This is a genomic window from Planktothricoides raciborskii GIHE-MW2 (genome assembly GCF_040564635.1).
Lineage (GTDB): Bacteria > Cyanobacteriota > Cyanobacteriia > Cyanobacteriales > Laspinemataceae > Planktothricoides > Planktothricoides raciborskii.
Map to the genome: position 1 here is coordinate 5,824,059 of NZ_CP159837.1, position 24,166 is coordinate 5,848,224.

The following is a 24,166-nucleotide window of genomic DNA, read 5'->3' on the forward strand; positions in this document are numbered from 1 at the left end:
ACCTCATCCTTTTGAAAGACATTCATTAATCACTAGGCTACATCCGCCTGATGCTGTTGTTCATCCATAGCCGTTGGTTCAGGACAGTGACCCTATTTTACCTCATCCCCGCAACTGAGAAACCGGGTTTCTTTCGCAAATCTTTGCGGAAAAACAGAGATGCTGATAGAAACCCGGTTTCTTTACGCGATCGCCAACGACTAAATCACCCCCAAACCTGTATATTCTCGCAAATCAGGCGGCTGTAGCCCCAAAATAATACCATTTACAAAAAATTATGCAACAATAAGTATTTATATTGTAAGGTGGGCAGGCATTCCACGATCATATCTGGTAGGGTGGGTAAAATATGCCTGCCCACCCGAAGAATGTTAAGGGCTGTTGTATGAATTTTTGTAAATGGTATTATTATCTGAAAAGATTGGGATATTATGAATTAATGGGGATACGAAAATACTGGATTTTAGGCTATTTTGGTTTAGGTAGTGGCCGCTTTATTGGTGATGCTAAAATTCCGACTATTTCCGTTTATACTATGGTTGATGGGGAGGACGAAGTTAAGCAATTTCACGATGATAAAATCATCTATTTTTTGGTTTTTACAGAATTAAAATTAACCGCAGCCCAAATTTTTCAAGCATAATTAAAGCATAATTAAAGCATAATTTTGCTGGATAATACCGAAATAAAAAATTCGTAGGGGATCAATGCTTGCGCCCCCTCAGAATTGTATCAATCTTAATTCAACCAACTATAAGGGTGGGCAATGTTTTGCCCACCCTACGTTAGAAATAGAGGTGGTAGTAGAAATTGCCGATTTCAAAACTCGGAAATATTACGCTTAAATATTACTGGGAAAAAATTTCTTTAACATAAGTGTCAAATCTTCTACTGTGGCTTTTGGGGAAAGTCGCGGCAGCAGTTCCTCTCCCGTATTGGTCTGTTTGATTAAGACCGGGATTTCATATTGATAAGCAGTAAACCAATCCTTACGAGTCGTAATGTCTCGCATTTCTAACTCAAAATCTATCCCTTTAACTTGTTTTAGCTTTTGCTGCAAGTCTTCGCACAGGTGACAACCTGCTTTTGTGTAAAAAATTAATTCCATGAATTGCCTCTCAAACCCTTGATTTTCCTGATTTTATCCCAGTCCAGGCGATCACGATCGGGCTTTTTAACTGAGGAATAACTGAGGAATAACTGAGGAATAACTTACCAACTAATTATACTTATATAATTAAATATTGGTAATTAGACATTTACAAAAATATACAAAAAATCCGCATTCTCGATCGAGTTATGTGTGTATTTGATTGACAAATCTGATACTATTTGGTTTAGTGAATATACACCAAGGTTATAAAAAACAGCGTCACATGGTTCACACCCTAAAAGCACCAGTTCAACCCATCAGTTTTGACCTCGATGAGCTCAACCAAAGATTTGAAGGCGCTCATCCCCGCGAAATTCTCGCTTGGTGCATCAACAATATGAGACAAGGACTGGTGCAAAGCACTGCTTTTGGTGTCACTGGCATGGTAATCATGGATATGCTTTACCGTGACCTGCAACCCAACCCCCCGGTGCCAGTCATATTTGTCGATACCCTGCACCATTTTCAAGAAACTTTAGATTTAGTGGCAAAATCCAAAGCCCACTATAATTTAGACCTTTATATTTACAAGAACCGAGAAGCCAGCGATCGCGATGAATTTGCTCATCAGCACGGCTATGCCCTGTGGCAGAAGGATATTCATCAGTTCCATGTATTGACCAAGGTCGAACCGTTCCAGCGGGCAATGGATGAATTAAATGTAAAAGCTTGGATTAATGGTCGGCGCCGAGATCAAGCCTCAACTCGTGCAGAAATTCCGATCTTTGAAATCGACAAGCACGGTCGTCTAAAAATTAACCCCCTGGCTTGCTGGACGCGCAAAGAAACCTGGAAATATGTATTTGACTATGGGGTGCCTTACAATGTACTTCACGACCAAGGTTATGCCAGCATTGGTGATGAACCCTTGACCACTCCTGTGGCACATGGGGAACACGAACGGGCTGGTCGTTGGCGTGACAGTGACAAAACCGAATGTGGTCTACATATTTAATTTTGGTGATTAGTTATTGGTTGTTAGTTGTTGGTTTTTAGTTATTCGTTCTTGGTTATTCGTTATTCGTTAGGGCAATCCACTTAATAACTAATAACCACAAAAGAATCCCTACCCAACCACCAACTAATAACCACCAACAAACAACCAACAACAATTATGATTAAAATCCTCCACTTGTCGGATATTCATATCGGTAGCGGGTTTTCTCACGGGAAAACCAACCCACAAACGGGACAAAATACCCGATTGGAGGATTTTGTTACTACTTTAACCACTTGTATCGATCGCGCGATCGGCTCTGACGTTGATTTAGTCCTCTTTGGGGGAGATGCCTTTCCCGACGCCACCCCACCGCCATTTGTACAGGAAGCATTTGCCAGTCAATTTCGCCGGTTAGCCGACGCCAAAATCCCCACAGTCTTACTCGTCGGCAACCATGACCAACATTCCCTAGGACAAGGGGGTGCAAGTCTTTGTATTTATCGCACATTAGGAGTACCGGGATTTATTGTTGGCGACTCCCTGGAAACTCATAGAATTGAAACCAAAAACGGGTCAATTCAAGTTATCACCTTACCGTGGTTAACTCGTTCTACATTGTTAACCCGACCGGAGACGGAAAAACTATCTCTTTCAGAAATTAATCATCTGTTAATCGATCGCCTTTCCACGGTTCTCGAAGGAGAAATCAGAAAATTAAACCCACAAGTGCCCACGGTACTTTTAGGACATTTAATGGTAGACAATGCCGAATATGGGGCTGAAAGATTCTTAGCGGTTGGGAAAGGCTTCACCATTCCGCTTTCTTTACTCACAAAACCGCAATTTGACTATGTAGCATTAGGTCATGTTCACCGTCACCAAAACCTCAATCCGGGCAATAATCCCCCAGTGGTTTATCCGGGTAGTATTGAACGGGTAGATTTTAGTGAAGAAAAAGAAGAAAAAGGCTATGTCTTAGTAGAAGTAGAACCGGGCAAATGTCACTGGCAATTTTGTCCCATTCCCGTTCGCAAATTCTGCACCATTCGGGTTGACGTTTCCGAGGCCGCAGAACCGCAAGCCAAGTTAGTCAAAGCGATTAAAAAACATCGGATTAAAGATGCGATCGTCCGGCTGATTTATCAGTTACAACCGCAACAAATAGACCAAATTGATAATACGGTATTGCACGATTGTTTAAATGAAGCCCATAACTACCGAATTCAACCAGAATTAGTCAGTCAGTTAATGTCACCTCGCCTCCCGGAATTAGGGGCTGGTGGGGGTATCGATCCATTATCAGCATTGAAAACTTACCTGGAAAATCGAGAAGACCTGCAAGATATTGCGGAGGAAATGCTGGCCGCTGCGAATAGTTTATTAGCGGGAGAAGAGGAGTTTTTTGCGGAAGATGAGGCCGAAAAAATAAAATCAGCCGAACCGAATAGTCAGGATCAATTACAATTATTTTAGGCTAACGTAGGGTGGGCAAAATATTGCTCACCCTACACCTTTATTTATAACGTAGGGGAGGCAATATTTTGCCCGCCCTACAAATCTATTTCACTACACTTTTATTTATAACGTAGGGTGGGCAATATTTGCCCACCCTACAAATCTAGGGGTTTCACCCCTCTTCGTTCCGTGATGTTCATCACAGACGATGATTGATCTTCCTAGCGCCAACATCTGATTTAAGTTCCAAGCTATATTTCAAGGCAGATCCGGCTGACTATTATTTTAGCACTTCAAAATTTTCTCTCTGAGAAGCAAAAGTGCCAGTTTATCAACTGCTCAAAAACTACCTGGTAATATAAGCATTACTGAACCATATTGATAATTGATAATTTTTGGCTATTAATTATCAATTGTTAATTATTAATTATCAATTATTTTCCCCGTTTCCTGTTTTTATTGATAACTATTTAAACGGAATTGATGCTGTACCATGCGGCTAATGCTTGTCGATGGATTTCACGCCACGGGAGATGATGTTTTTTGGCTAGGGCAGCACAGTCTTCATATTCTGGTTGAACATTAATAATTTTTCCTGCTTCATTGGTGGCAACTTTGACCGGAATTTCTCCGAACTTTGTGGCCACTTTCTGAATGACTCGATTTAAAATATGCCGCTGTTGGGTGGAGCGACGAATTCCCAGGGTGCTGGTTTCTTGAAAAATTATTTGTTCGCAAGGGGAGACTTTTTCTGGGTGGCAAATAACCGTGAGCAAAATGCCCGTGCGGGATTTTTTCATGGCAATGGGTTGGGTGAATACGTCGATCGCACCAACCGCAAATAACCGATCGCAGGTATAGGCGATCGCTTGGGGGTTGAGATCGTCGATCTGGGTTTCCAATACCGCAATTGTTTCCAGGTTTTTGGTCAGTTCATTTGTCTCATTTGTCTCATCTGTCAAGGATTTTTGATTAAGCGGTGCCGATTCCCCAATCCACAAACGCAGAATATTCGGAATGGCAAAATCCTGTGAACCAGCCCCTAACCCAATGTGGTGCAGGGACATGGCTGGGGGTGGGCCAAAACTCGTGGCTAATGTTACGGCGATCGCTGCCCCGGTTGGTGTGACTAATTCTTTCTCAATTCCGTTGGCATAAATCGGCACTTGGCGCGATCGCAGCAACTGGAGCACTGCGGGGACGGGTACGGGCAAACGTCCGTGGGCAGCCCAAACCGTCCCACCCCCCGTCGGCAAGGGAGAACAAGACAAAGCAGGCCATCCCTGGGAATTACTGTCAATCCCCAACCAATCCAAACCCAAACAAGTCCCCACAATATCCACAATGGCGTCGGTTGCCCCAACTTCATGGAAATGGACTTGATTCGGAGACACCCCATGCACCGCCCCTTCTGCTTCTGCCAGTCGGCGAAATACCGCCAAACTCCAAAATTCTGCCCTTTCCGGTAACTTGGCAGCCTTAATCATTCCCTCAATTTCTGGCAAATGTCGGGTATGGTCATGGTCATGGTCATGGTCATGGTCATGGTCATGGTCATGGTCATGGTCATGGTCATGGTCATGGTCATGGTCATGGTCATGGTCATGGTCATGCTTATGTTTACCCTCATGGTCATGCTTATGACCATGCTTATGGTCATGGTCATGGTCATGGTCATGGTCATGGTCATGGTCATGGTCATGGTCATGGTCATGGTCATGGTCATGGAAATGTTGGGGGCGATTCGCGTTTGCGATCCCCTTTGCGCGATCGCCTGTGGACAAATCCACATAAACTTTCGTAGCGACTTGACCATTGCGATGAACCAATTCGCTTCTCAGGTGATATTCATCAGAAATCCCCAGTCGAGACAAATTTTCATCCAGATAATCCAAGGGGACACCTGAACTAACTAAAGCACCCAAACACATATCACCAGCAATGCCGGTGGGACATTCCAAATAAGCAATTTTTTTCATGGATCGGTTCTCGCTAACCTCAATAAATGCTGCCACCCAGCCAAAAATTAAGAAACCCGGTTTCAATTTTACCGATTAGAATGCATAGTGGTGTCTAATCCAGCGTGACAGCCAGGGAAAAAAATTTTTTTCTTTTGTAAAAACCGATGACTTATTATTATGGCCACAATTTATCACATTCATCCCGACAATCCTCAGTTGCGTAGCATTGAACCGATTAAAGACGCACTGAGTAACGGCGCCGTCATGCTTTATCCCACGGATACCGTGTATGCGATCGGCTGCGATATTCGAGTTAAATCAGCGGTGGAAAAGGTTAGGCAAATTAAGCGTTTGTCCAATGACAAGCCCTTAACCTTTCTCTGTCCTTCCTTATCTAATATTGCCACTTATGCCAAAGTGAGCGATCGCGCCTATCGGATTATCAGGCATTTGATTCCTGGGCCTTATACGTTCTTGTTGCCTGCCACCAAGTTAGTTCCCAAACTCGTCATGGATCCCAAAAGGAAAACCACCGGAATTCGGGTGCCCAAAAATACGGTTTGTTTGTCATTACTCAATGCATTGGAAAGTCCTATTATTTCTACTTCTGCCCATCTACCGGACAAAAAAGACTACGGAACCCTGGGTACAGCCGAATTATTCGATCAACTGGAGAAATTAGTGGATATTATTATCGATACCGGAGAAGATCCGGGCTATCAAGTTTCCACGATTCTGGATTTAAGTGGTGATGAACCGATCGCGATTCGCAAGGGTCAGGGATGGGAGGAAGTCACCGAGTGGCTGCCCGAACTCGAACCCAGTTATGCCAGTTAATCCCCCATAAAGCCCCTGTAGATCATAAATCATAAATTACCGTCATATTGGCGGTAATTTATGATTTTGTGAAAATTTATTTTTACCAGATAAATACATATTTTATAAAAACAATTAACATACAATTAACAGGTTTATGGCAGATAATTTTCAAAAAAATAAATAATTTGCCATAAATAATTTGCCAATGATCCGCAAATTATTTAAATAATCATTATTAATAAATCAAGTCAACCAATATAACAATTATAACCAAACAATTATAACCAAACAACTATAACCAAACAACTATAACTCACTAATTCAAACAGAAATTCAAACAGAAATTCAAACAGAGTCATCATTGCGACGATACCCGTCGGGATAAATTGTGGTTTCATCCCAATAAGCATCGGTAAAATCTACCCTTGTGGCGCGAAAAAAATTTGCACCCGTTAAATTAGCATGACTTAAATTCGCTTTATATAAATTGGCGCCGGTTAAATTTGTATCACTTAAGTTAGCGTCACTTAAATCTGCATTAGACAAATCAGCTTTAGTGAGATTAGCCCCAGCGAGATTTGCCCCTCGTAAGTTGGCATTGCGTAAATTTGCCCGACAAAGATTAGCCTCGCTCAGGTTAGCTTGGCTGAGGTCGCTTTGCGCGAGTTTGGCATCACTGAGTTCCGCGTGAGTGAGTTGACTTTGGCGCAAATTGACGAGAGAGAGATTCGCATAAGGCAGATAAGCCTTACTTAAGTTACTGCCAGTGAAATTGGCTCCGCGTAAATTGGCTTCAAACCAGTTATTCTCACTTAAATCTAAATACTCAAAGTTACGTTGACCGTTTGCATACTGTTTGAGTACCTCTTCACTATTGACTTTTTGCATTTTGTACTGCCTGATAGTAGCCTGAGCCAAAATGTATAGGGAACGGGGAATAGGGACCGGGGAACGGGGGAGCCGCCATCGAGCGGGGGAGCCGCCGTCGAGCGGAGGAGCGGGGGAGGCCGCCGTCGGCAGAGGAGATGAGGAGCAGAGGAGCAGAGGAGCAGAGGAGCAGAGGAGATGAGGAGAAAAATATCCCCCCTAGGGCTGGCGTGGCGCAGCCTTGCACCCCTAGGGCTGGCGTGGCGCACCCCCGCTCCCCTGCACTCCTCTCTCTCCTCTCTTTTCTAGGCATCTCTTTTCTCTCTTCTATATCTATTGGGTGTTTACTAGGGCGGGGATGAATCACATCCTTTATGAACAAATGTAACAATTTGTAAATTTATTCAGGTTTTTTTTAGCTTTTTTTAATTTTTTAAAATTTTAGCAGCATCACAGGCGAACCGATTTGCACAATTGGGCGATCGCTGTGATGGCTAAGTTCCAGGAATCAAGCCCAGGAGCAATCTTTCTCTGGCTGAGGGTGCATCCCAGTCATCTCAGATGTCAAGATGAAAGCAGTAATTACACCAACCATCCTGCTTTTATGGCAAAACAGCAATTTTCCATTGCCCAACACTACCACGAGCGCACCAAATACGATCCAGAAACTTTGGCCAGTAAAAAGCACTTTATAGACTGGTCACAGCAGCCAGTGCCTTTCAAAGATTACAAGATTGGTGCGACGATTGATTTAAAGCCTTATTTGAAAAAACGACCGGAGTTAGAACACGACCCGGCCCGCACAGGGTTAGAACGTTTATCGCGGTTACTCTTTTGTAGCTATGGCTTAACCGCTAAAGTCAGCACGATGATGGGAACCCCGTTGTATCTAAGGGCGGCTCCTTCAGCGGGAGGGCTGTACCCGGCAGAACTCTATTTAATCTCTTTGGGGACGGCGGAGTTGCCCCCTGGACTTTACAATTATCAGACAAAAACCCATTCTTTGATTCGGTTTTGGGATAGTGATGTTTGGCCGACGTTGAAAAGTGCCACGTTTTGGCATCCGGCTTTTGATACGACCAAATTGGCTTTAGCGACTACGGCGGTTTTTTATCGTTCCGCTTGGCGTTATGAAGACCGGGCTTATCGGCGGGTTTTTCTGGATACGGGTCATTTGTTGGGCAATATTGAGTTGGCAGGATCGTTTACGGACTATCGACCCCATTTAATTGGGGGCTTTCTCGATGATGCCCTGAATGAACTGCTTTATTTAGACCCGGATCAAGAAGCGGTGACGACTCTGATGCCTTTGGCGGATTTGCGAAAACTGGATGAAAATTTACCGCCTTATCGGACGGCTTTACCGTCAGGGGTGAAAAAGGACTACCCGGATATTCGAGATGGTGAGTTGCTGGCTTATTGTCATCAAGCGACCAAAATTGATGCGGATACCACGGGACAAGAAGGCTGGACAATGGTGGATCGGTCTTCGGAAGATGATAAATATAATTTTCCCTTTTGTACCAAGGTGTCTACGAAAAGCCAGCCGATTGATTGGGGCGATCGCCTCACGGGACTGGAAACGACGATTTTGCGACGGCGTTCGACTCGTGAGTACAATGGAGGGGCGATCGCTTTAGCCCAACTGAATGCGATTCTGGACTTTACTTATCACCCAAGTCACTACAGCTATCAAGGCTTAGATCCGTCTCCAGACTTTTTCGATCGCCAGCTTATTTCTACGTTTGTGGCGGTGTTATCGGTGAATGGTTTAGATGTTGGCTGTTATTACTATGCACCGATGGCCCAAGAATTACGACAAGTGCGGTTTAAGAATTTCCGCCAAGAGTTACATTATCTCTGTTTGGGGCAAGAGTTGGGTCGCGATGCCGCAGCGGTGATATTTCATACTGCCGATTTGAAAAAGGCAGTGGAAAAATTCGGCGATCGCGCTTATCGTTATCTGCACTTAGATGCGGGACACCTGGGACAACGGATCAACTTGGGGGCGCTGTACTTAGGGGTCGGCGTCAGTGGAATTGGTGGATTTTTTGACGATCAAGTCAATCAAGTGCTAGGAATTCCCGAAGATGAAGCGGTGTTATATATCACCACTTTAGGTTGCCCGAGAACCGCTTAAACCAGGAGAAATCGTCCTTTTCGTTCGATCCCAGAAATGTTTTGCTTTTGCTGGAAGGAATGGCGTGGTTGAGACAATGGATCGTCAGATATGGCCATCAAATTTGGGTTTGGCGCGACTGTTCCGTTTCTCAACCGCCACCAGAAATCAGAAAAGCAAAATGCCAGGGAATTGCCTCAATTTGCCATGACAGCGGATGAATCACAAAACAGCCGCGATCGTGCTATACATTATTTGGGGAATTTGATTACAGGGCAATAGCTTCAGGATTTTTGACAAAAATTAAATCAAGCCTATCTATCGGTAAGGATCGCGATTAAAACACGATAAAAATATTGTGTGGTTAAAAATTAAACCCAGATTTAACCATAAAAAACCAAACCGCTTATGGTGGCAAAGTGATTGGCGGTTCATTGGTGTTTTCTTGGTGACAATTTTATTGGTGACTACGGGATGGCCAGTTTTTCCGCAATTTTATCCCAGTCAGGCACAAGTTGTTCAACTTCAGACTCAAACCCTAGCCCAAACCCCGGAAGCGCGGCTAAAGGAAGGCCGAAATCTGTATCAAATCGGACAGTTTTCTGCTGCTGTCAGCCTTTGGCAACAGGCAGCGAGAGACTACGAAATACAAGGGGAAATTTTCAATCAGGCTTTAAGCTTAAATTATCTCTCCTCTGCTTATCAAAAAGTAGGAGAATGGCAGCAAGCAGAAGGGGCAATTTCTATTTGCGTTTGTTACAAAATCAAGGAGAACTGGATCAAAGAGGTTTAGCCATCTTTGCCCAAGCCTTAAATACTCAGGGGAGTTTACAACTTGCCCAAGGGCAAACTCAGCAGGCGTTAGAAACTTCGATTAAAGCTGAATCGGTCTATGAGAAAGCCAACAATGAAACGGGAAAATTAGGGAGTCAAATTAATCAAGCCCAAGCTTTACAATCATTGGGACAATATCGCCCGGATAAAAAAATACTATAAAATATTTTTGAACAGTTGAAAAGTCAACCGGATTCTTGGCTTAAAGCAGATAGCCTGAGAAGTTTAGGGGTGGCGTTACAAAGCATGGGCAATTTACTTCAAGTCAAAGGGTTTTTATAATTTGGCAAATTAGCGATCAATTAGGGGCAAAAACTAATATTAGTGCTAATCTTTCCCGTGTTGGCAATATTGCCAAATATTTGGGTAAATTTTCCAGTTATTTTGATTACTATGAAGAGGCAATCTCCTTAGCGCAAACCGACTTAAAACGAGAATAAATTCAACTCAATCAATTTAGTTTATTAGTCAAAAGTCCGCAATGGGTAGCCGCCAGCAAATTAAGCCCGGATATCCAGTCAAATATCAGCCAGATTTCTCCGAGGCGTCGTTCAATTTACCCTAGAGTATATCTGGCATAAAACTTACTTCAAATCTGGCAATCAGCCCCCAGTCCAGAGACCGTAAATTATCAAAATATCGCGGATTTATTAGTCACCGCAATTCAGCAAGCCAGGGAAATCAAAGATTTACGGGCGGAAGCTTATAGCTTGGATCAACTGGGGAAAATATATGCGGCAAATCACCAATGGGCTGAAGCCAAAAGATTAACGGAAAAAGCCCTAGAAATTCCCCAGGCAATTAAGGGCGACTATCTAGTTGCTCGGTCATCCAGTCAGTTGGGTTGAATTTCAAAAAATCAGGGGAATATCCCAGGGGCAAAAGCGGCTTATTTGAATGCTTATCAGACCAGGCAATCTTTACGCAGTGATTTAGTGGCGATTAATACTGATGTGCAGTTTAACTTTACCGAAACGGTGGAACCTGTGTATCGCCACCTGGTCAGCTTGTTGCTGCAAACTGATGCGAATCAAGCCACTTTGAGCCAAGCCAGAGATGTCATTGAAGCGTTACAATTGGCGGAATTAGATAACTTTTTCCGGGATGCTTGTTTGGAAACAAAGCCGGTGTTACTTGATGAGATTGACCCGCAGTCGGCAGTGATTTATCCGATTATTTTGCGCGATCGCCTATAAGTAATTTTATCCTTACCCGATCGCTCTTTACGCCCCTACGCCACCCCACTGCCCAAAGGGAAAATTGAAGAAATTTTACAACAATTCTATTCTTCCCTTTACCTGGGTTATTCTAGTGCGGAGCGCCTGCGAATTTCTGAAAAAATTTATGATTGGCTAATTCAGCCCGCTGAAGCAGATTTGAACCGCAATCAAACGCAAAACCTGGTATTTGTCCTGGATGTTTTTTTACGTTCATTACCGATGGCAGCACTCTACGATGGTCAACAATATCTGATCGAAAAATATAGTCTAGCGCTCAGTCCGGGTTTGAAACTGTAACGTAATTGTTGGACAGATTTACCCATTGCTACTCAAAAATTGGTAGCTTTTGTCTTGCCGTCAGATATGGAGACATCACTTAAGTAGTCGGACATTTTGGCAGGGGGACTAATTTTCGTAAACATACTAGAAACCCTTGTGGCACAATAATTACTGGATAGCTGTTCGGGGCATACTCGCCCTTATCTACGTTTTGGCTCATTAGAGATTTTTGGCCAGCCGGATTGACAAGTTTAATTATACTCATATATCATTGTCAAAGTGAAACATTTACTCTTGTCGAGTCAAATGCAGTTAGTTGAGAAGCATATAATTAACCGACAGCATAAATTTTGGCAGGAATGCGACTATTTAGCATGGCAATCCAAAAATCTTTATAACTCGGCTAATTATGTCCAGCGTCAATACTTCTTTGAAACTAGAAAGTATTACAACTCGATTGATATTTACCACCAGACGAAAAACAAAGATAGCTTATCGATACCTACCAACGAAGGTTAGTAAACAGATTGTCCGTCGAGTTGCTGAAGCTTGGAAAGCTTGGTGCAGAGCGTTAAAAGATTGGTCTGGGCATCCTGAAAAATATTTAGGTAAGCCGAAAATCCCAGGATACAAGCATAAAGAACGCGGTAGAAATGTGGTGATTTATCCCAAGGATGCGATCTCCTCTCCACTGCTATCTCGAGGCATTGTCAAGCTATCTCAGACTAATATTGAGTTGACCACTGAGGCTAATAATATAAACCAAGTACGAATTGTTCCTAAACTTGACCACTATGTAATTGAGATTGTTTACACGGTTAGCGAGCCAGATAAATTTGATGGTAAATATCTAGCTGGTGTAGACCTGGGTTTAAACAATTTGGTGGCTATAACATCCAATCATCCCGGTATTAGACCGCTGTTGATTAATGGTAGACCATTGAAAAGTATTAACCAATTCTTCAATAAAAGAGTAGCAAAAGCACAATCAATCAAGGCTTGTCGGCTGGTAAAACAGCTAAACAGCAAGCGAGATAGAAGGATTGACAACTACCTTCATACTGTGAGTCGGCGTGTTATTGATTGGTGTCAGTTAAATGAGATTGGTCAATTAATCATCGGGAAAAATCAACGATGGAAACAAGCTCTCAATATTGGGAAAAAGAATAATCAAGAATTTACCAATATTCCTCATGCCAAACTGATTAAATTATTCACCTCACAATTAGCAGGGATTTCTGTAGTTTTAACTGAAGAAAGCTACACTTCTAAAGCCAGCGCTTTAGATGGCGATTATTTGCCGAATATCCGGGCTAAAACAGAAGCAAAAGTTGTGTTTAATGGTAAGCGTGTTAAACGTGGTTTATACTTGACTTCCACTGGTAGAATCATCAACGCTGATATCAATGGAAGCATGAATATAGCTAGAAAAGTAATTCCCGATGCTTTTGAGGGAATAGAGGGATTGCCGTTTATTCCTGTAGTTTTAGACCTTTGGACTAAAATTACAAACGTAGCTGTCTAACACTGTCTACCTTTGGGTAACTTTGTCCAGATTTTTACGAGCGGTTTACAGCTATTTGCTGAAGGTTTGGAACGGAAAAAACTCACAGCCCTAACTGTGGGACTGACTGAAGCAAGGCAAGGGTTTGCGGCGTTGCCTGGGGTGGCACAAGAACTTGCAGAAATTTCGCAAATGGTTGATAGTAAAGCTTTGTTAAACCAGGACTTTACCCGCGATCGCTTTGAATCTCAGGTCAACGCCAAACCCTTTCCCATCGTTCACCTAGCCACCCACGGTCAATTCAGTTCTAACCCAGAAGAAACCTTTCTGCTCACTTGGGACGATCGCATTAACGTCAAAGACTTTGCGGAATTATTTGAAAATCGACTGGAAGGAAGCTTAAACCCAGTATAATTACTGGTTTTAAGCGCTTGTCAAACCGCAGCGGGCGATCGACAGGCTACACTAGGATTAGCAGGATTTGCACTTCGATCAGGGGCAAGGAGTATCTTGGCAACACTCAGGTCAGTCAGTGACCAATCTACCGCTGACCTAATGAGTGAATTCTATCTTCAACTGACTCAACCCAAGTTGAATTTGACCAAAGCGGAAGCACTGCGCCGAGTTCAACTGAGCTTATTGAAAAATCCTGAATAGGATCATCCTTATTTTTGGGCGCCTTTCGTCTTGACTGGAAATTGGTTGTAGATCAACTAAATAGATCAACTCAAGTTTGTACCTGACTTATCATGGGAACATCCCTTATGACTAGAACTTCTAGCTTGATGTCCAAAACACTTTTCTACGTCACTCTAGCGAGTGCCACGCTCATGTTCACGGTTTTTCAGTCTGCAAGATGCTAATCGCAATCATCACTATCAAAAAACATTCAAGATTTCTGGTCAAGGCGGTATTCTCGAATTGACGCTTCCCGATGATGCCCCAGAACTGGAGATGGGGAAAGAATATGTCTGGTTCTTTGCGCCGATCGCCCCCGACGGCATTCTTTGACCAGATAACTATAGTGTCACCGGATGGATCAAACGAGTGGAGTCTCCTGTTCCCAGGGATCGAGTTGGATCTTTAACCCCGGTTAAATTGGCAACAATTTATGCCAAAGAGGGGATTTGGTATGACACTTTGAAAATCTTAAACTCGGCAAAGTTGGCTCAACCTGATGATGCGACTTTGGCAAGTGAATGGTCAGATTTGTTAAAACAGGTGGGACTGGAGGCGATCGCCTCTCAACCAATCACCGAGCAGTTGTAAAACTGTGGATAGTCGTTCGTCGTTCCTGAATTCGGCTCAAAAATTTAGTCAAAAACCAAAAGATATCAGGATTGTAAACCGAGAAGCAATGATCGGATCCCAGCAAAAACCATTTTAATGTGGCCAAATAATAAACAACAAGTTAATCTTTGGAAGGGAGTATTTATCATTGCTCCCAGCGTGGCAGCGGTTGTCATTGCTGGGAGTATTTCTGGTTTATTGCAATTAATGGAATGGGCAACTCTGGATCAATTTTTTCGCTTACGTCCTCCAGAACCCATTGAAGAAAGAATTGTGATTGTCACTGTTGATGAGCCAGATATTAAATATCTGGCTAAATGGCCGATGACAGACCGAGTAATGGCTCAGTTATTAAAGAATATCAAAGCACAAAAACCGCGAGGAATTGGGCTGGATATTTATCGGGACTTAGTGGTGGAACCGGGACATGAAGAATTAGTCGATGTCTTTAAATCCACACCGCAGATTATTGGCATTGAAAAACTTGCCGGAAATTCCGTCGCTCCACCCCCAGTTTTAGACAAATCCGGTCAAGTAGCCGCCGCAGATTTAGTGTTAGATGCTGATGGTAAAGTCCGGCGGGCTTTAGTCCTGATTGGCAATTCTGAGGGTAAATCTAGACAAGGTTTAGGGGTGAATTTGGCTTTAATGTATTTAGAAGCAGAAGGGATAGAACTGCGGGTAATTGATTCAGAAAAAAAAATCTATGGGTTAGGTCAAGCGGTGTTTGTCCCCCTCACGGGAAAAGAATTGGGCTATCGGCAGGAATATACAGGGGGATATCAGATTTTATTGAATTTTCGCGGGGGAATTGATCGCTTTACTACCATATCGATGACTGATGTGTTAGAAAATCGAATTCCCCCAGATTTAATGCGCGATCGCATCGTATTCATTGGGGCGATTACCCCCAGTCTCCAAGATGTGTTTCAAACTCCTTATAGTAGTAACATGATCTCGGCGGGAGAACCGACTCCTGGGGTGGTGATTCATGCCAATTTAACCAGCCAAATTTTAAATGCAGCCCTGCACAATCGTCCTATGATGCAAGCTTGGCCAAAAAAAAATGCTGCGGGGTGGATTTTGGTTTGCTCCCTGGCTAGTGCCATAATTTGTTGCGTGTTGCTGCCGGAAAAACCATTCAAAAAATGGATTTTTTTTCAAGTTACATTAGGCAGTATTTTAATAGAAATATTGATTTTGTTATCAATCAGTTATCTAGCTTTTTTGACTGGGTTGCTGATTCCGGTATTCTCACCAATTTTAGCCGCGATCGCCTCCACAATTTTAACGGCAAATTACCACAATCAATGGCAGTTAAAAGTCATCAACGAAAAACTAGAACAGGCCAATCAGCAATTAAATGAGTATTCTAAAAACCTGGAAATGAAAGTTGAAGAACGCACCCAGGACTTGTTGCAGCGAACCAAACAACTTTCCGCTACGCTTCAAGAACTCAAATCCACTCAAACGCAGTTAATTCAAGCGGAAAAAATGTCCGCATTAGGACAATTAGTTGCCGGGATTGCCCATGAAATAAACAATCCAACCAATTTTATTTATGGCAATCTTGATCATGCTGAAGATTATTTTAATGATTTAATAGAATTAATTGAATTATATCAAGATTATTATCCCAGTCCTGGGGAAGAAATTGAAAAATTTATGGAGGAAATTGAGTTAGAATATTTAACTGAAGACTTTTCTAAAGTTTTACATTCAATGAAAATCGGCGCATCCAGAATTCGGGAAATTGTCAAATCTTTAAGAACTTTTTCCCGGTTGGATGAAGCAGAAATTAAAGATGTGGATATTCACGAAGGCATAGACAGTACCTTGATGATTCTCGATAATCGGTTACAACAAAAAAAAGATAGACCGGAAATTCAGGTGATTAAAGAGTATGGTAAATTACCCCCGATCAATTGCTACGCAGGGCAACTGAATCAAGTGTTTATGAATTTGCTCACGAATGCGATTGATGCCATAGAAAGCCAACCAATTAAAAATGATTTAAATAGTCATTCTTCTAGCCATTCTTGGATTAAAATTGTCACCAAGATGAAAAATGCTGCGGAAATTGAAATTGCGATCGCCGATAATGGTCCCGGTATTCCCGATGAAGTAAAACATCGCCTATTCGATCCATTCTTTACCACTAAGCCAGTGGGCAAAGGCACCGGATTAGGACTCTCGATTTCTTATTCAATTATTGTCGAAAAACATGGAGGTCAACTGGAGGTAAATTCAACCCCAGGTAAAGGGACGGAATTTATAATATCTATTCCGGTTAAATTATCCAGTTTATTAAAGCCATCAGCGCCGGAAAACATCCAACAAAAAGAAGTTAGTTGATTCATCATTTCGCCTTAAATTTTCTTGTCGTTTATATGATTAAAAAATGTCAATTATTCAAGTTAAAGTCAAGCCAAATTCTCAGCAACAAAAGATAATTTCAGCCGAAGATGGGAGTCTGACGGTCTATTTAAAATCTCCGCCTGTGGACGGGAAAGCTAACCAAGAACTCATTCAATTACTGGCGCAGAAATATGATGTACCAAAATCGGCAATTACAATTAAATCTGGCCTGAGTTCTAAAAATAAGTTAATTGTGATTGGTGATTAGTTGTTATTTGTGGTTGGGTAGGGATTTTTTTGTGGTTGGTTGTTTGGGATTTATCGGTGATTTTTTATAAAAACTAATCACTAACAAATGACTAACAATCAAAGAATCCCTACCCAAAGAATCCCTACCCAATAACTAATAACCAATAACCAACAACCCGATGGCGTTTGACCGCCATCGGGCAATAACCAATAACCAATAACCAATCAATAAATTATTTTGTTTCGGGGAAATCAGGAATCACCCATTTCGGGGGAGCCATACGTTTTTGCCGGAGTGCTTCTTCGGCAATTTCCAGCATTTGATCTAATGAAGTATTGTCAATAAATTTTGAAGCTTGGGCAGCATATTCTCGATTGGGACATCGATCCCCCAAAACGCAGCCATTTACACAATCGATCGCACAGTTTACCGTATTCTCTGTCACAATATCCTCCTGGTGTTCGCAATACCCACCAATGGGTTCTGATTCAGTTAAGTTTTTCCAGTTTAACATCTCTCAACCAATAACCAACCAACCCATAACCAACCACTGATAATTAATAAAGATATTAGATTTATTGATGAATGGGCAATTCAATGATTAACTCCGTTCCTTCTCCGGGTTGAGAAACACAAGACAAATTACCATGATGTCTTTGAACAATAATTTGATAACTAATTGATAACCCTAATCCGGTTCCAGAACCGACGGGTTTCGTGGTAAAAAAGGGATCAAAGATTCGCTGACGAATGCTTTCGGTCATCCCCGGTCCATTATCGCGAATCCGAATGACTACGCGATCGCCTTCTTGGACTTTAGTAGAAATATAAATTGTGGGAATTTGTCCAGAATTGACCTCGGTTTTAGGCTGAGTCATATGGCCGGAATTTGAGGCATAATCCCGATTTATATTAGTTTTTAATTCACTTTTTAGGTCGGCGGAATGAATTTTGGCGATCGCGCCATTTTGGTCAGAGTTTTGGCCGTGATTCATCAACGAATGCTTAGACATCATCGGCGAACTTTCTAAGGCATCAATAGCGTTACTGAGAATATTCATAAATACCTGATTGAGCAAACTGGCAAAGCATTCAATTTTCGGCAAATTTTCATAATTTTTAATCACTTGAATTTTTTTGCCATTGTGGTGATAACTGGGGGGAAAATCTTCCCCATAAAGACGATGTTGTAAAATCAGCAGAGTATTGTCAAGACCTTCGTGTAAATTCACCAATTTATAATTGGCTTCATCTAACCGGGAAAAATTCCGCAAAGATAGAACAATTTCCCGAATCCGATTAGCGCCTACCTGCATTGATGACAAAAGTTTTGGCAAATCATCGCGAATAAATTCCACATCACATTCTTCCAGAAAAGCCAAAATTTTGGCATCGGGTTCCGAGAGTTTTTCCTGATATATTTCCAGTAATTTTAATAGATTATTAGTATAATCTTGAATAAAAGTAATATTCCCAAAAATAAAATTCACCGGGTTATTAATTTCATGGGCAATCCCGGCGACTAATTGACCCAGGCTAGACATTTTTTCACTTTGAATTAATTGGGCTTGAGTTTTTTGCAACTTTTCTAGAGTCTCTTCCAGTTCTTCAGCCTTTTCTTGGGCAACTTGGGCAGCGGTTTGGGCTTGAGAATACAGTTCAGCTTGAAACAAAGCGATCGCCAATTGATTGGTAATAGCTTGAAGCAATGCCACATCCGCATCAGTCCACGGTTTAATTCGGCGAAAATTCCCACAACTAATCACCCCAATTTGCCCGCTGTGAGTTTTAATCGGTAAAGCTAAGATGGATTGATAGTGCCAATCCTGGTAAATTTTTTTTAAGTTAATATCCGTGGCAATGGCCAGATTATCTTCCCGAATAATTTCTAGGTTTTGGATTTTTTGGCTGAGAAATTCATCAGGATTGGCAGCATAATCTCCTAGGATACTAGGAAGACAACGATGTTTTGCTTCGGCGACTACCTGCCAAATCCATTCACAGTTTTGGGCTGCATTTTTTTGTCGATACCAAATAAAAACGCAGCGATCGAGGGATAATAAAGTGCGAATTTGTTGTACCGTAGTTTTCAAGATGGTACTCAAGTCGAGGGAATTGCGAATTTGTTCCGTAAGCTGATTAACCAGGGTTTCCTGACGAGCGAGTTGTTTAAATTTATTTTCCGACTGTCTTAGGGCTTTTTCGGCGGCAACCCGCTCGCGAATTTCGGCGATCAGCATATCGTTATTTGCTGTCAGTTCAGCGGTTCTTTCTTCAACTCTTTGTTCTAATTGAGCATGGGCTTCTTCCAAGAGTTGTTGGGCGTGTTTTTGTTCGGTAATATCCGTGGCAATTCCTTCAAATCTTAAGGATTTTTTATCAGGATCTTCGATCAGTTTTCCTCGGTCACGAATCCAACGCACTTCCCCATCCGGTCGAATAATGCGATATTCAATATCTCTTTCTCCACTGGCAAAAATTTCCGCAGAAAAATCTATCACGCGTGGGCGATCTTCGGGATGGATGACATCAAACCAAAGAGATGGCTGGGTTAAAAAATCATTCACTGAACGACCATAAACTTTAGCGATCGCCGGATTTACATAAAGGATTTCTTGACGATTAATCTCCATCGACCAGACAATATCATTCAGAGAATTTAAAATACTCTCAAGACGTTCCTCGCTTTTTCTTAAAGCATCCTCAGCCTGTTTGCGTTCGCTAATATCCCGGTTGACCCCAATGGTCGCAATCAACTTATTACTATGATCCCGCAAAGGCACCACAATAGTTTCGCAAATGCCCCATGAACCGTCTCCGCGCATAAAGCGAAACTCCCCAGTCCAACGACCCCGACTTAACACCCCATGAATGATTTGTTGGGTCAAATATTGAGCTCGATCTCCGTCGTGACCTAATGGGGGTGGCGGATAACGTAACATCCCAGTCATATGACCGACCATTTTGGTTTTAGGATAACCAAAAATTCTCTCCGCCGCTGGATTACAATCAATAATGTAACCATCTAAATCCGTGAGCAAAATACCATCATGGATGGTTTCAAACATCAGCGCTTGTCTGCGTAAACTTTCAATCGCTTGTTTATGGGCAGAGATGTCTTGAACTAAACAAACAATTCCCTCCACGCGATCGTGTTCATCCCACATAATCGAAGCGGAAAAAGATACCGGAATTTGCCGCATATCTTTGGTGACTAATACGGTTTCTTTGGTGCCTAAAAAACTGTTGGCAATGTTTTCGTCAATTCCCAAGATTTCCTGGCAGACTTTTGGCGACAAAAACAGGGTCTCAATTGAAGTACCCAACAATTCGGCTTCTTCATAGCCCAAGAGTAATACCGTTGAAAAATTAAAGTCTTTAATTTCATAGTTAGCATTTAAGACAATTAAAGACTCATTGATATTTCTAATAATCTTATCGACGTATTGTTTGGATTCATTGGTTTGTTTGAACTTTTCCACAATTTGATTAAACGCTTTCGCCAAGATGCCTATTTCATCTTCGCTGTTAATATCTAAATCCGTGTCCCATTCCCCTTGGCCAATTTTCAGAGCTACATTTTTCAGTTTTAAAATCGGGTTAGCCACTTGTTTCGCAAATAACCAAGCCATGATGATGGCTACGCTGGAACCAACGGTTAAGGAAATGATATTCAGAAATAATGAACGACGAGCAATTTTCTCACTCATCTCTTGATTTTTTTCCAGTTGCCAGAGTTGCGATGATATCGCTCGATCCAGGAGGTGGCTTAGGGATTGACTATGTTCAATTAATTGCTTTTGTTGAGCGATCGCAGCGGTTGGCTGATTGGCATTCCGGCTCAAATCAGTTAAATACTGCTTGACGGATTCATTAAACCTAATCGCAGCTTGTTCAATGGCTTCAAATTCTTCTAGCTTAATTGAATTACTGGAATCCATTGTATTTACTGCTAATCCTTTAGCTTTGACAATACTGTGCAATAATGCCTGATTCCAATGTTCAATATTATCTGACATATTATATGACATCTTTGATGGCTTTGAGTCGGTGGCGATCGTCATGGGTGTCAGGGACTCAAGCATCGTCAAGTTTTGGTAATTTTTGGCTTGACTAAATTTTAAATAAATTTCCCGATTTTTTTTAATGGTTTGATGTAACTGATTGTGGTAAAGATGCAGATAAAGATTAATGGTTTCTAAGCCAATCACACCTGTAGCGACGGTCAAAATTAAAATCAAGAATTTAGCTTTTAGTCTCATTGCTTTTTCATCAGGGATATTGGTGAATACGGATAGATGATCTGTCGCTGAATTTTCATCCCTTTAACATAGGATCGCGGTCAGTGACAGGCTTTAATTTTCCAGTTAATGACCCCACGATTTCATCACTTTAATCCGACATTTAACCCGATAATTGAGAAAGTTTTTATCGATCAAGATTAGCCCGATCGCCCAGCAAATCATCGGGATAAGGACATGGCAGAATTCGTGAGTCGAGTTTACCGCTCGGTGCGAAAAATTTGAACGGTACGATATGAAGCCTTTGTTGTAACTTTGATGATGTTTTCCAGTGGTAGTCAAACCCCTGAGAAATCAACATAACCATGAATAGCATTTTATATACTTATGCGATATAATCGACCGTTAACAAAAAACTGGATATTGTTGTTAAGACCTTTGCTGCTTCCGCCTCAGCAGACTTGGGCAAGGGATCCGATCGCTCCCATTAGCACGGCGATCGCTCGGATCAATCCACAGAAATCATTACCGAGCAAGAAGTATTTTGCTGACGACTTATTGATGCAGCCAAGACAGGCTGCGATCCGGCTTCTTTTTATTGTAGCTCTATAGTTGCCTGGACTTTGACTGAGTAGTCAGTTTTGTAAATATTGCCTCTTGTTTGTTGCCGGATGTTATCTGATGGCCGAAAGGACTTACGCATTTTTTCGGAGTCAAGCGGTTTTGCTAGGGGCAATTGATGCATTTGATGAATTGCCCCACCAACCGATCGCTATTTGCCCCAGACTTATTTTAAACTCAGCTTTCCGGCGATCGCGGCTAAAATTAATAATGCCGGAGTGAGGCGATCGCCCCAAAGGACATAGAGAGTTTTTGTGGTACGACGATAAATTGTACCGGCATACAAATCATACTGATTAATTTGTGAATGCCAGTGAGTTTTTCCATGAGGATCGACAATGGCTGAAAGTCCGGTATTCGTCGCTCGCACTGCCCAGCGATCGGTTTCAATAGCTCGCATTAATTCTAAAGCATGGTGTTGCCACATAATATCCGTATGATAATGGGCATCATTGGATGCGGTTAAAATAAACTCACCCCCAGCGGCAGCTTGACGGCGAAAATGTTCGGCAAAGGGTGCATCAAAGCAAATGCCCACAACGGCTCGAGCAAAGGGAGTTTCAAAGATTTGGTCTGGGGAACCCGCGACTAAATGAGCATCTAAGGGAGAGAGGCGATCGATGAACCCGCCGATATATTTTTCAAAGGGAATATATTCTCCTAATGGGACTAAATGGGTTTTATCGTAGCGGCTAAATGTTTGGCCATTTCCTATCACGGTAAATAAACTATTGGTATAGTCACTGACTAGCTTTTGACCATTGTTCACGAGGCCAAAAGTTCCCACCCAAGCGACTACCCCTTTTTCCAGAATTGCTTGATAAAAAGAACTCTGCATCTGATTTTGGGTGGTCCATAAATAGGGCAATGCAGTTTCGGGAATTAACACCGCATCCACGCCGCGATCGGCCAATTCTCGATACCCGCGAGTATAACCCGCTAAAGCCTGTCGCCACCCTTCGGAATTAAACTTAATATCATTAGAGATATTCCCTTGGATGATGCCAACTTTTAAAGCGGTTTCTGCCGGTTGAATTAAGGGTCGGTTCCATAAATAAAACCCTAGGCTATGGGCAGCGATGAATAAACCAACTGCGATCGCGATCGGTGCAAGGAAAGAGGATAGAGGATATAGGATAGAGGATATAGGATAGAGGAAAATTCTCTCTTCTCTATCCTCTTTTCTCTCTTCTCTATCCTCTTTTCTCTCTTCTCTTTTCTCTCCGCTTTTTTGGTGCAATATCCAAGATTCCGCGATTAATCCATTGACTGCTACAATCAGCGCTGTGATGGTATTTGGGCCAGAAAGTTGGCCTAGATGTAAAATAATTGGGTTATGAGGACTTTGGGTATAAGATAACGATGACCACCAAAGCGGGCCATTACTCCACAAATATTCTAGGCCACACCAAACAGCGGTGCCAATTAATCCGCGAGTTAAGAAAATTAACTGCGGAAATTGGGGATGTTTTTCCTGAGATAGATTTTCTGGATTTTTTCCCTGAGATATTCCCTGAGATATTCCCTGAGATATCTGTTGCCAAATCCAGCCACAGACTACTGCCCAAATGCTGACTAATGCCGCCCCCCAAAGGGTGACAAATAGCCAACAAAATATCGCGATCGCCAAACTCGCTAACCAGGGCACTCCCAGCCAAGTCATTGGGTGAATTCCCGTTAACCAAAATAAGGCTACACCGTGATAACCAATGCCCCAACATAAGCCAAAAATATATTGAGGAAAGAGGATAGAGAAGAGAGAAGGGAGAAAAGAGAAAAGAGCGGGGAGAAAAGAGTTTATAGAATTTTCCTCTATCCTCTTTCCTCTATCCTCTTTCCTATGAACTCCTCTCTTTTCTGCCTTGTTGGTTTCGGGGTCGGCGATCGCCACCCACAAAGGCACTAAGGCAACATAAGCCAAAGGCCAGATATTCAAAGGGGCGGGGGATAATCCCATCAGAATTCCCCCTAGTAAAACAATTCCTAAACGCAATATCATCCGTCGTTATTTTTAGGGTTATTTTTGGTTACAGCGGTTTTCAGATTGGTCAACCAAAAATATCTGTAGGGGCGAACCATGACCGCAGATATTTCTGGGTTAAAAATAGAGATTTAATGCCGGAAAGATCACGCCCTTACTCCAAATATCTGTGGTCTATTCAACAGAACACCGCTGTAGGATATATCCCCGGATTTTTTATCACACCGAAGCAATATCTTTTGGAGATAAATTAAGTGCAAAAATAAGTGCCAAA

Annotated in this window: 21 protein-coding genes and 2 pseudogenes; 16 read left to right on the forward strand and 7 right to left on the reverse strand. The window is 42.2% G+C overall.

Annotation, left to right across the window (positions count from 1 at the left end; all coding sequences use genetic code 11):
- The first annotated feature begins 385 nt into the window (after window positions 1–385).
- On the forward strand, window positions 386–643 hold the full coding sequence (locus ABWT76_RS24850) for a hypothetical protein (RefSeq protein WP_354635109.1): 258 nt from the start codon (window positions 386–388) through the stop codon (window positions 641–643).
- A 198-nt stretch (window positions 644–841) separates the two neighbouring features.
- On the opposite strand, the gene ABWT76_RS24855 is transcribed toward ABWT76_RS24850, so the two are convergent.
- Window positions 842–1,108 carry a glutaredoxin family protein gene (locus ABWT76_RS24855; protein WP_054464051.1) on the reverse strand — a complete coding sequence of 89 codons (267 nt, stop codon included), beginning with the start codon at window positions 1,106–1,108 and terminating at the stop codon, window positions 842–844.
- A 205-nt stretch (window positions 1,109–1,313) separates the two neighbouring features.
- Here ABWT76_RS24855 and cysH point away from each other — a divergent pair, with 205 nt between their 5' ends.
- Entirely contained in the window at window positions 1,314–2,108 is a 795-nt protein-coding gene (cysH, locus tag ABWT76_RS24860; protein ID WP_231636501.1) for a phosphoadenosine phosphosulfate reductase, read from the forward strand.
- Window positions 2,109–2,267: 159 nt separating this feature from the next.
- Window positions 2,268–3,566, forward strand: a complete 1,299-nt coding sequence (gene sbcD / locus ABWT76_RS24865; RefSeq protein WP_054464049.1) for an exonuclease subunit SbcD — start codon at window positions 2,268–2,270, stop codon at window positions 3,564–3,566.
- A 452-nt stretch (window positions 3,567–4,018) separates the two neighbouring features.
- On the opposite strand, the gene larC is transcribed toward sbcD, so the two are convergent.
- Entirely contained in the window at window positions 4,019–5,527 is a 1,509-nt protein-coding gene (larC, locus tag ABWT76_RS24870; RefSeq protein ID WP_190878500.1) for a nickel pincer cofactor biosynthesis protein LarC, read from the reverse strand.
- Between the two features lie 159 nt (window positions 5,528–5,686).
- Between larC and ABWT76_RS24875 the strand changes: the two genes are divergently transcribed.
- Window positions 5,687–6,346 (forward strand): L-threonylcarbamoyladenylate synthase, encoded by a 660-nt coding sequence (locus ABWT76_RS24875; protein ID WP_054464048.1) that lies wholly within the window; start codon window positions 5,687–5,689, stop codon window positions 6,344–6,346.
- A 327-nt stretch (window positions 6,347–6,673) separates the two neighbouring features.
- On the opposite strand, the gene ABWT76_RS24880 is transcribed toward ABWT76_RS24875, so the two are convergent.
- Window positions 6,674–7,216: a pentapeptide repeat-containing protein gene (locus ABWT76_RS24880; protein ID WP_054464047.1), complete on the reverse strand. Its 543-nt coding sequence runs from the start codon at window positions 7,214–7,216 to the stop codon at window positions 6,674–6,676.
- Between the two features lie 583 nt (window positions 7,217–7,799).
- Between ABWT76_RS24880 and ABWT76_RS24885 the strand changes: the two genes are divergently transcribed.
- The 12 genes and pseudogenes from ABWT76_RS24885 (at window position 7,800) to ABWT76_RS24940 (ending at window position 17,067) form a co-directional block, all read left to right on the forward strand.
- Complete coding sequence (locus ABWT76_RS24885; RefSeq protein ID WP_054464256.1) at window positions 7,800–9,335, forward strand: SagB/ThcOx family dehydrogenase; 1,536 nt, start codon at window positions 7,800–7,802, stop codon at window positions 9,333–9,335.
- Between the two features lie 90 nt (window positions 9,336–9,425).
- Complete coding sequence (locus tag ABWT76_RS24890; RefSeq protein WP_156331417.1) at window positions 9,426–9,596, forward strand: hypothetical protein; 171 nt, start codon at window positions 9,426–9,428, stop codon at window positions 9,594–9,596.
- 76 nt (window positions 9,597–9,672) lie between these two features.
- Window positions 9,673–10,107: a hypothetical protein gene (locus ABWT76_RS24895; protein WP_354635110.1), complete on the forward strand. Its 435-nt coding sequence runs from the start codon at window positions 9,673–9,675 to the stop codon at window positions 10,105–10,107.
- Window positions 10,068–10,310 carry a hypothetical protein gene (locus ABWT76_RS24900; protein ID WP_054464045.1) on the forward strand — a complete coding sequence of 81 codons (243 nt, stop codon included), beginning with the start codon at window positions 10,068–10,070 and terminating at the stop codon, window positions 10,308–10,310. Before ABWT76_RS24895 ends, ABWT76_RS24900 begins: the two co-directional genes overlap by 40 nt.
- A gap of 548 nt (window positions 10,311–10,858) precedes the next feature.
- A complete protein-coding gene (locus ABWT76_RS24905; protein WP_354635111.1) occupies window positions 10,859–10,996 on the forward strand; it encodes a hypothetical protein in 138 nt (45 codons plus the stop codon).
- A 45-nt stretch (window positions 10,997–11,041) separates the two neighbouring features.
- A complete protein-coding gene (locus ABWT76_RS24910) occupies window positions 11,042–11,344 on the forward strand; it encodes a hypothetical protein (protein ID WP_054464044.1) in 303 nt (100 codons plus the stop codon).
- A 144-nt stretch (window positions 11,345–11,488) separates the two neighbouring features.
- The gene (locus tag ABWT76_RS24915; protein ID WP_255353125.1) at window positions 11,489–11,665 is read left to right on the forward strand and encodes a CHAT domain-containing protein; all 177 of its coding nucleotides are present in this window, start codon (window positions 11,489–11,491) and stop codon (window positions 11,663–11,665) included.
- Between the two features lie 391 nt (window positions 11,666–12,056).
- Window positions 12,057–13,172, forward strand: a complete 1,116-nt coding sequence (locus ABWT76_RS24920; RefSeq protein ID WP_354635112.1) for a transposase — start codon at window positions 12,057–12,059, stop codon at window positions 13,170–13,172.
- Between the two features lie 96 nt (window positions 13,173–13,268).
- Window positions 13,269–13,808: pseudogene (locus tag ABWT76_RS24925) on the forward strand (CHAT domain-containing protein).
- A 162-nt stretch (window positions 13,809–13,970) separates the two neighbouring features.
- A pseudogene (locus ABWT76_RS24930) lies at window positions 13,971–14,420 on the forward strand (DUF928 domain-containing protein).
- 117 nt (window positions 14,421–14,537) lie between these two features.
- Window positions 14,538–16,796, forward strand: coding sequence for a CHASE2 domain-containing protein (locus tag ABWT76_RS24935; RefSeq protein WP_354635113.1), 2,259 nt, complete (start codon window positions 14,538–14,540; stop codon window positions 16,794–16,796).
- A 46-nt stretch (window positions 16,797–16,842) separates the two neighbouring features.
- A complete protein-coding gene (locus ABWT76_RS24940; RefSeq protein WP_054464725.1) occupies window positions 16,843–17,067 on the forward strand; it encodes a DUF167 domain-containing protein in 225 nt (74 codons plus the stop codon).
- A gap of 214 nt (window positions 17,068–17,281) precedes the next feature.
- On the opposite strand, the gene ABWT76_RS24945 is transcribed toward ABWT76_RS24940, so the two are convergent.
- The 4 genes from ABWT76_RS24945 to lnt all read right to left on the reverse strand — a co-directional run bounded on the left by ABWT76_RS24945 (window position 17,282) and on the right by lnt (window position 23,910).
- Complete coding sequence (locus ABWT76_RS24945; RefSeq protein WP_054464888.1) at window positions 17,282–17,494, reverse strand: hypothetical protein; 213 nt, start codon at window positions 17,492–17,494, stop codon at window positions 17,282–17,284.
- A gap of 130 nt (window positions 17,495–17,624) precedes the next feature.
- Complete coding sequence (locus tag ABWT76_RS24950; protein WP_054464726.1) at window positions 17,625–21,311, reverse strand: PAS domain S-box protein; 3,687 nt, start codon at window positions 21,309–21,311, stop codon at window positions 17,625–17,627.
- A 166-nt stretch (window positions 21,312–21,477) separates the two neighbouring features.
- Window positions 21,478–21,666 (reverse strand): hypothetical protein, encoded by a 189-nt coding sequence (locus ABWT76_RS24955; RefSeq protein ID WP_354635114.1) that lies wholly within the window; start codon window positions 21,664–21,666, stop codon window positions 21,478–21,480.
- A gap of 411 nt (window positions 21,667–22,077) precedes the next feature.
- Complete coding sequence (lnt, locus tag ABWT76_RS24960) at window positions 22,078–23,910, reverse strand: apolipoprotein N-acyltransferase (protein WP_082348730.1); 1,833 nt, start codon at window positions 23,908–23,910, stop codon at window positions 22,078–22,080.
- Window positions 23,911–24,166 lie beyond the last annotated feature (256 nt).

Excerpts from the sequence above, each read along its gene's own strand:
- ABWT76_RS24850 (WP_354635109.1), top strand. The coding sequence starts at position 386 with ATGAATTTTTGTAAATGGTATTATTATCTGAAAAGATTGGGATATTAT.
- ABWT76_RS24855 (WP_054464051.1), bottom strand. The coding sequence starts at position 1,108 with ATGGAATTAATTTTTTACACAAAAGCAGGTTGTCACCTGTGCGAAGAC.
- sbcD (WP_054464049.1), top strand. The coding sequence starts at position 2,268 with ATGATTAAAATCCTCCACTTGTCGGATATTCATATCGGTAGCGGGTTT.
- larC (WP_190878500.1), bottom strand. The coding sequence starts at position 5,527 with ATGAAAAAAATTGCTTATTTGGAATGTCCCACCGGCATTGCTGGTGAT.
- ABWT76_RS24875 (WP_054464048.1), top strand. The coding sequence starts at position 5,687 with ATGGCCACAATTTATCACATTCATCCCGACAATCCTCAGTTGCGTAGC.
- ABWT76_RS24880 (WP_054464047.1), bottom strand. The coding sequence starts at position 7,216 with ATGCAAAAAGTCAATAGTGAAGAGGTACTCAAACAGTATGCAAACGGT.
- ABWT76_RS24885 (WP_054464256.1), top strand. The coding sequence starts at position 7,800 with ATGGCAAAACAGCAATTTTCCATTGCCCAACACTACCACGAGCGCACC.
- ABWT76_RS24890 (WP_156331417.1), top strand. The coding sequence starts at position 9,426 with ATGGCCATCAAATTTGGGTTTGGCGCGACTGTTCCGTTTCTCAACCGC.
- ABWT76_RS24920 (WP_354635112.1), top strand. The coding sequence starts at position 12,057 with ATGTCCAGCGTCAATACTTCTTTGAAACTAGAAAGTATTACAACTCGA.
- ABWT76_RS24935 (WP_354635113.1), top strand. The coding sequence starts at position 14,538 with ATGTGGCCAAATAATAAACAACAAGTTAATCTTTGGAAGGGAGTATTT.
- ABWT76_RS24940 (WP_054464725.1), top strand. The coding sequence starts at position 16,843 with ATGTCAATTATTCAAGTTAAAGTCAAGCCAAATTCTCAGCAACAAAAG.
- ABWT76_RS24950 (WP_054464726.1), bottom strand. The coding sequence starts at position 21,311 with ATGAGACTAAAAGCTAAATTCTTGATTTTAATTTTGACCGTCGCTACA.
- ABWT76_RS24955 (WP_354635114.1), bottom strand. The coding sequence starts at position 21,666 with ATGCTATTCATGGTTATGTTGATTTCTCAGGGGTTTGACTACCACTGG.
- lnt (WP_082348730.1), bottom strand. The coding sequence starts at position 23,910 with ATGATATTGCGTTTAGGAATTGTTTTACTAGGGGGAATTCTGATGGGA.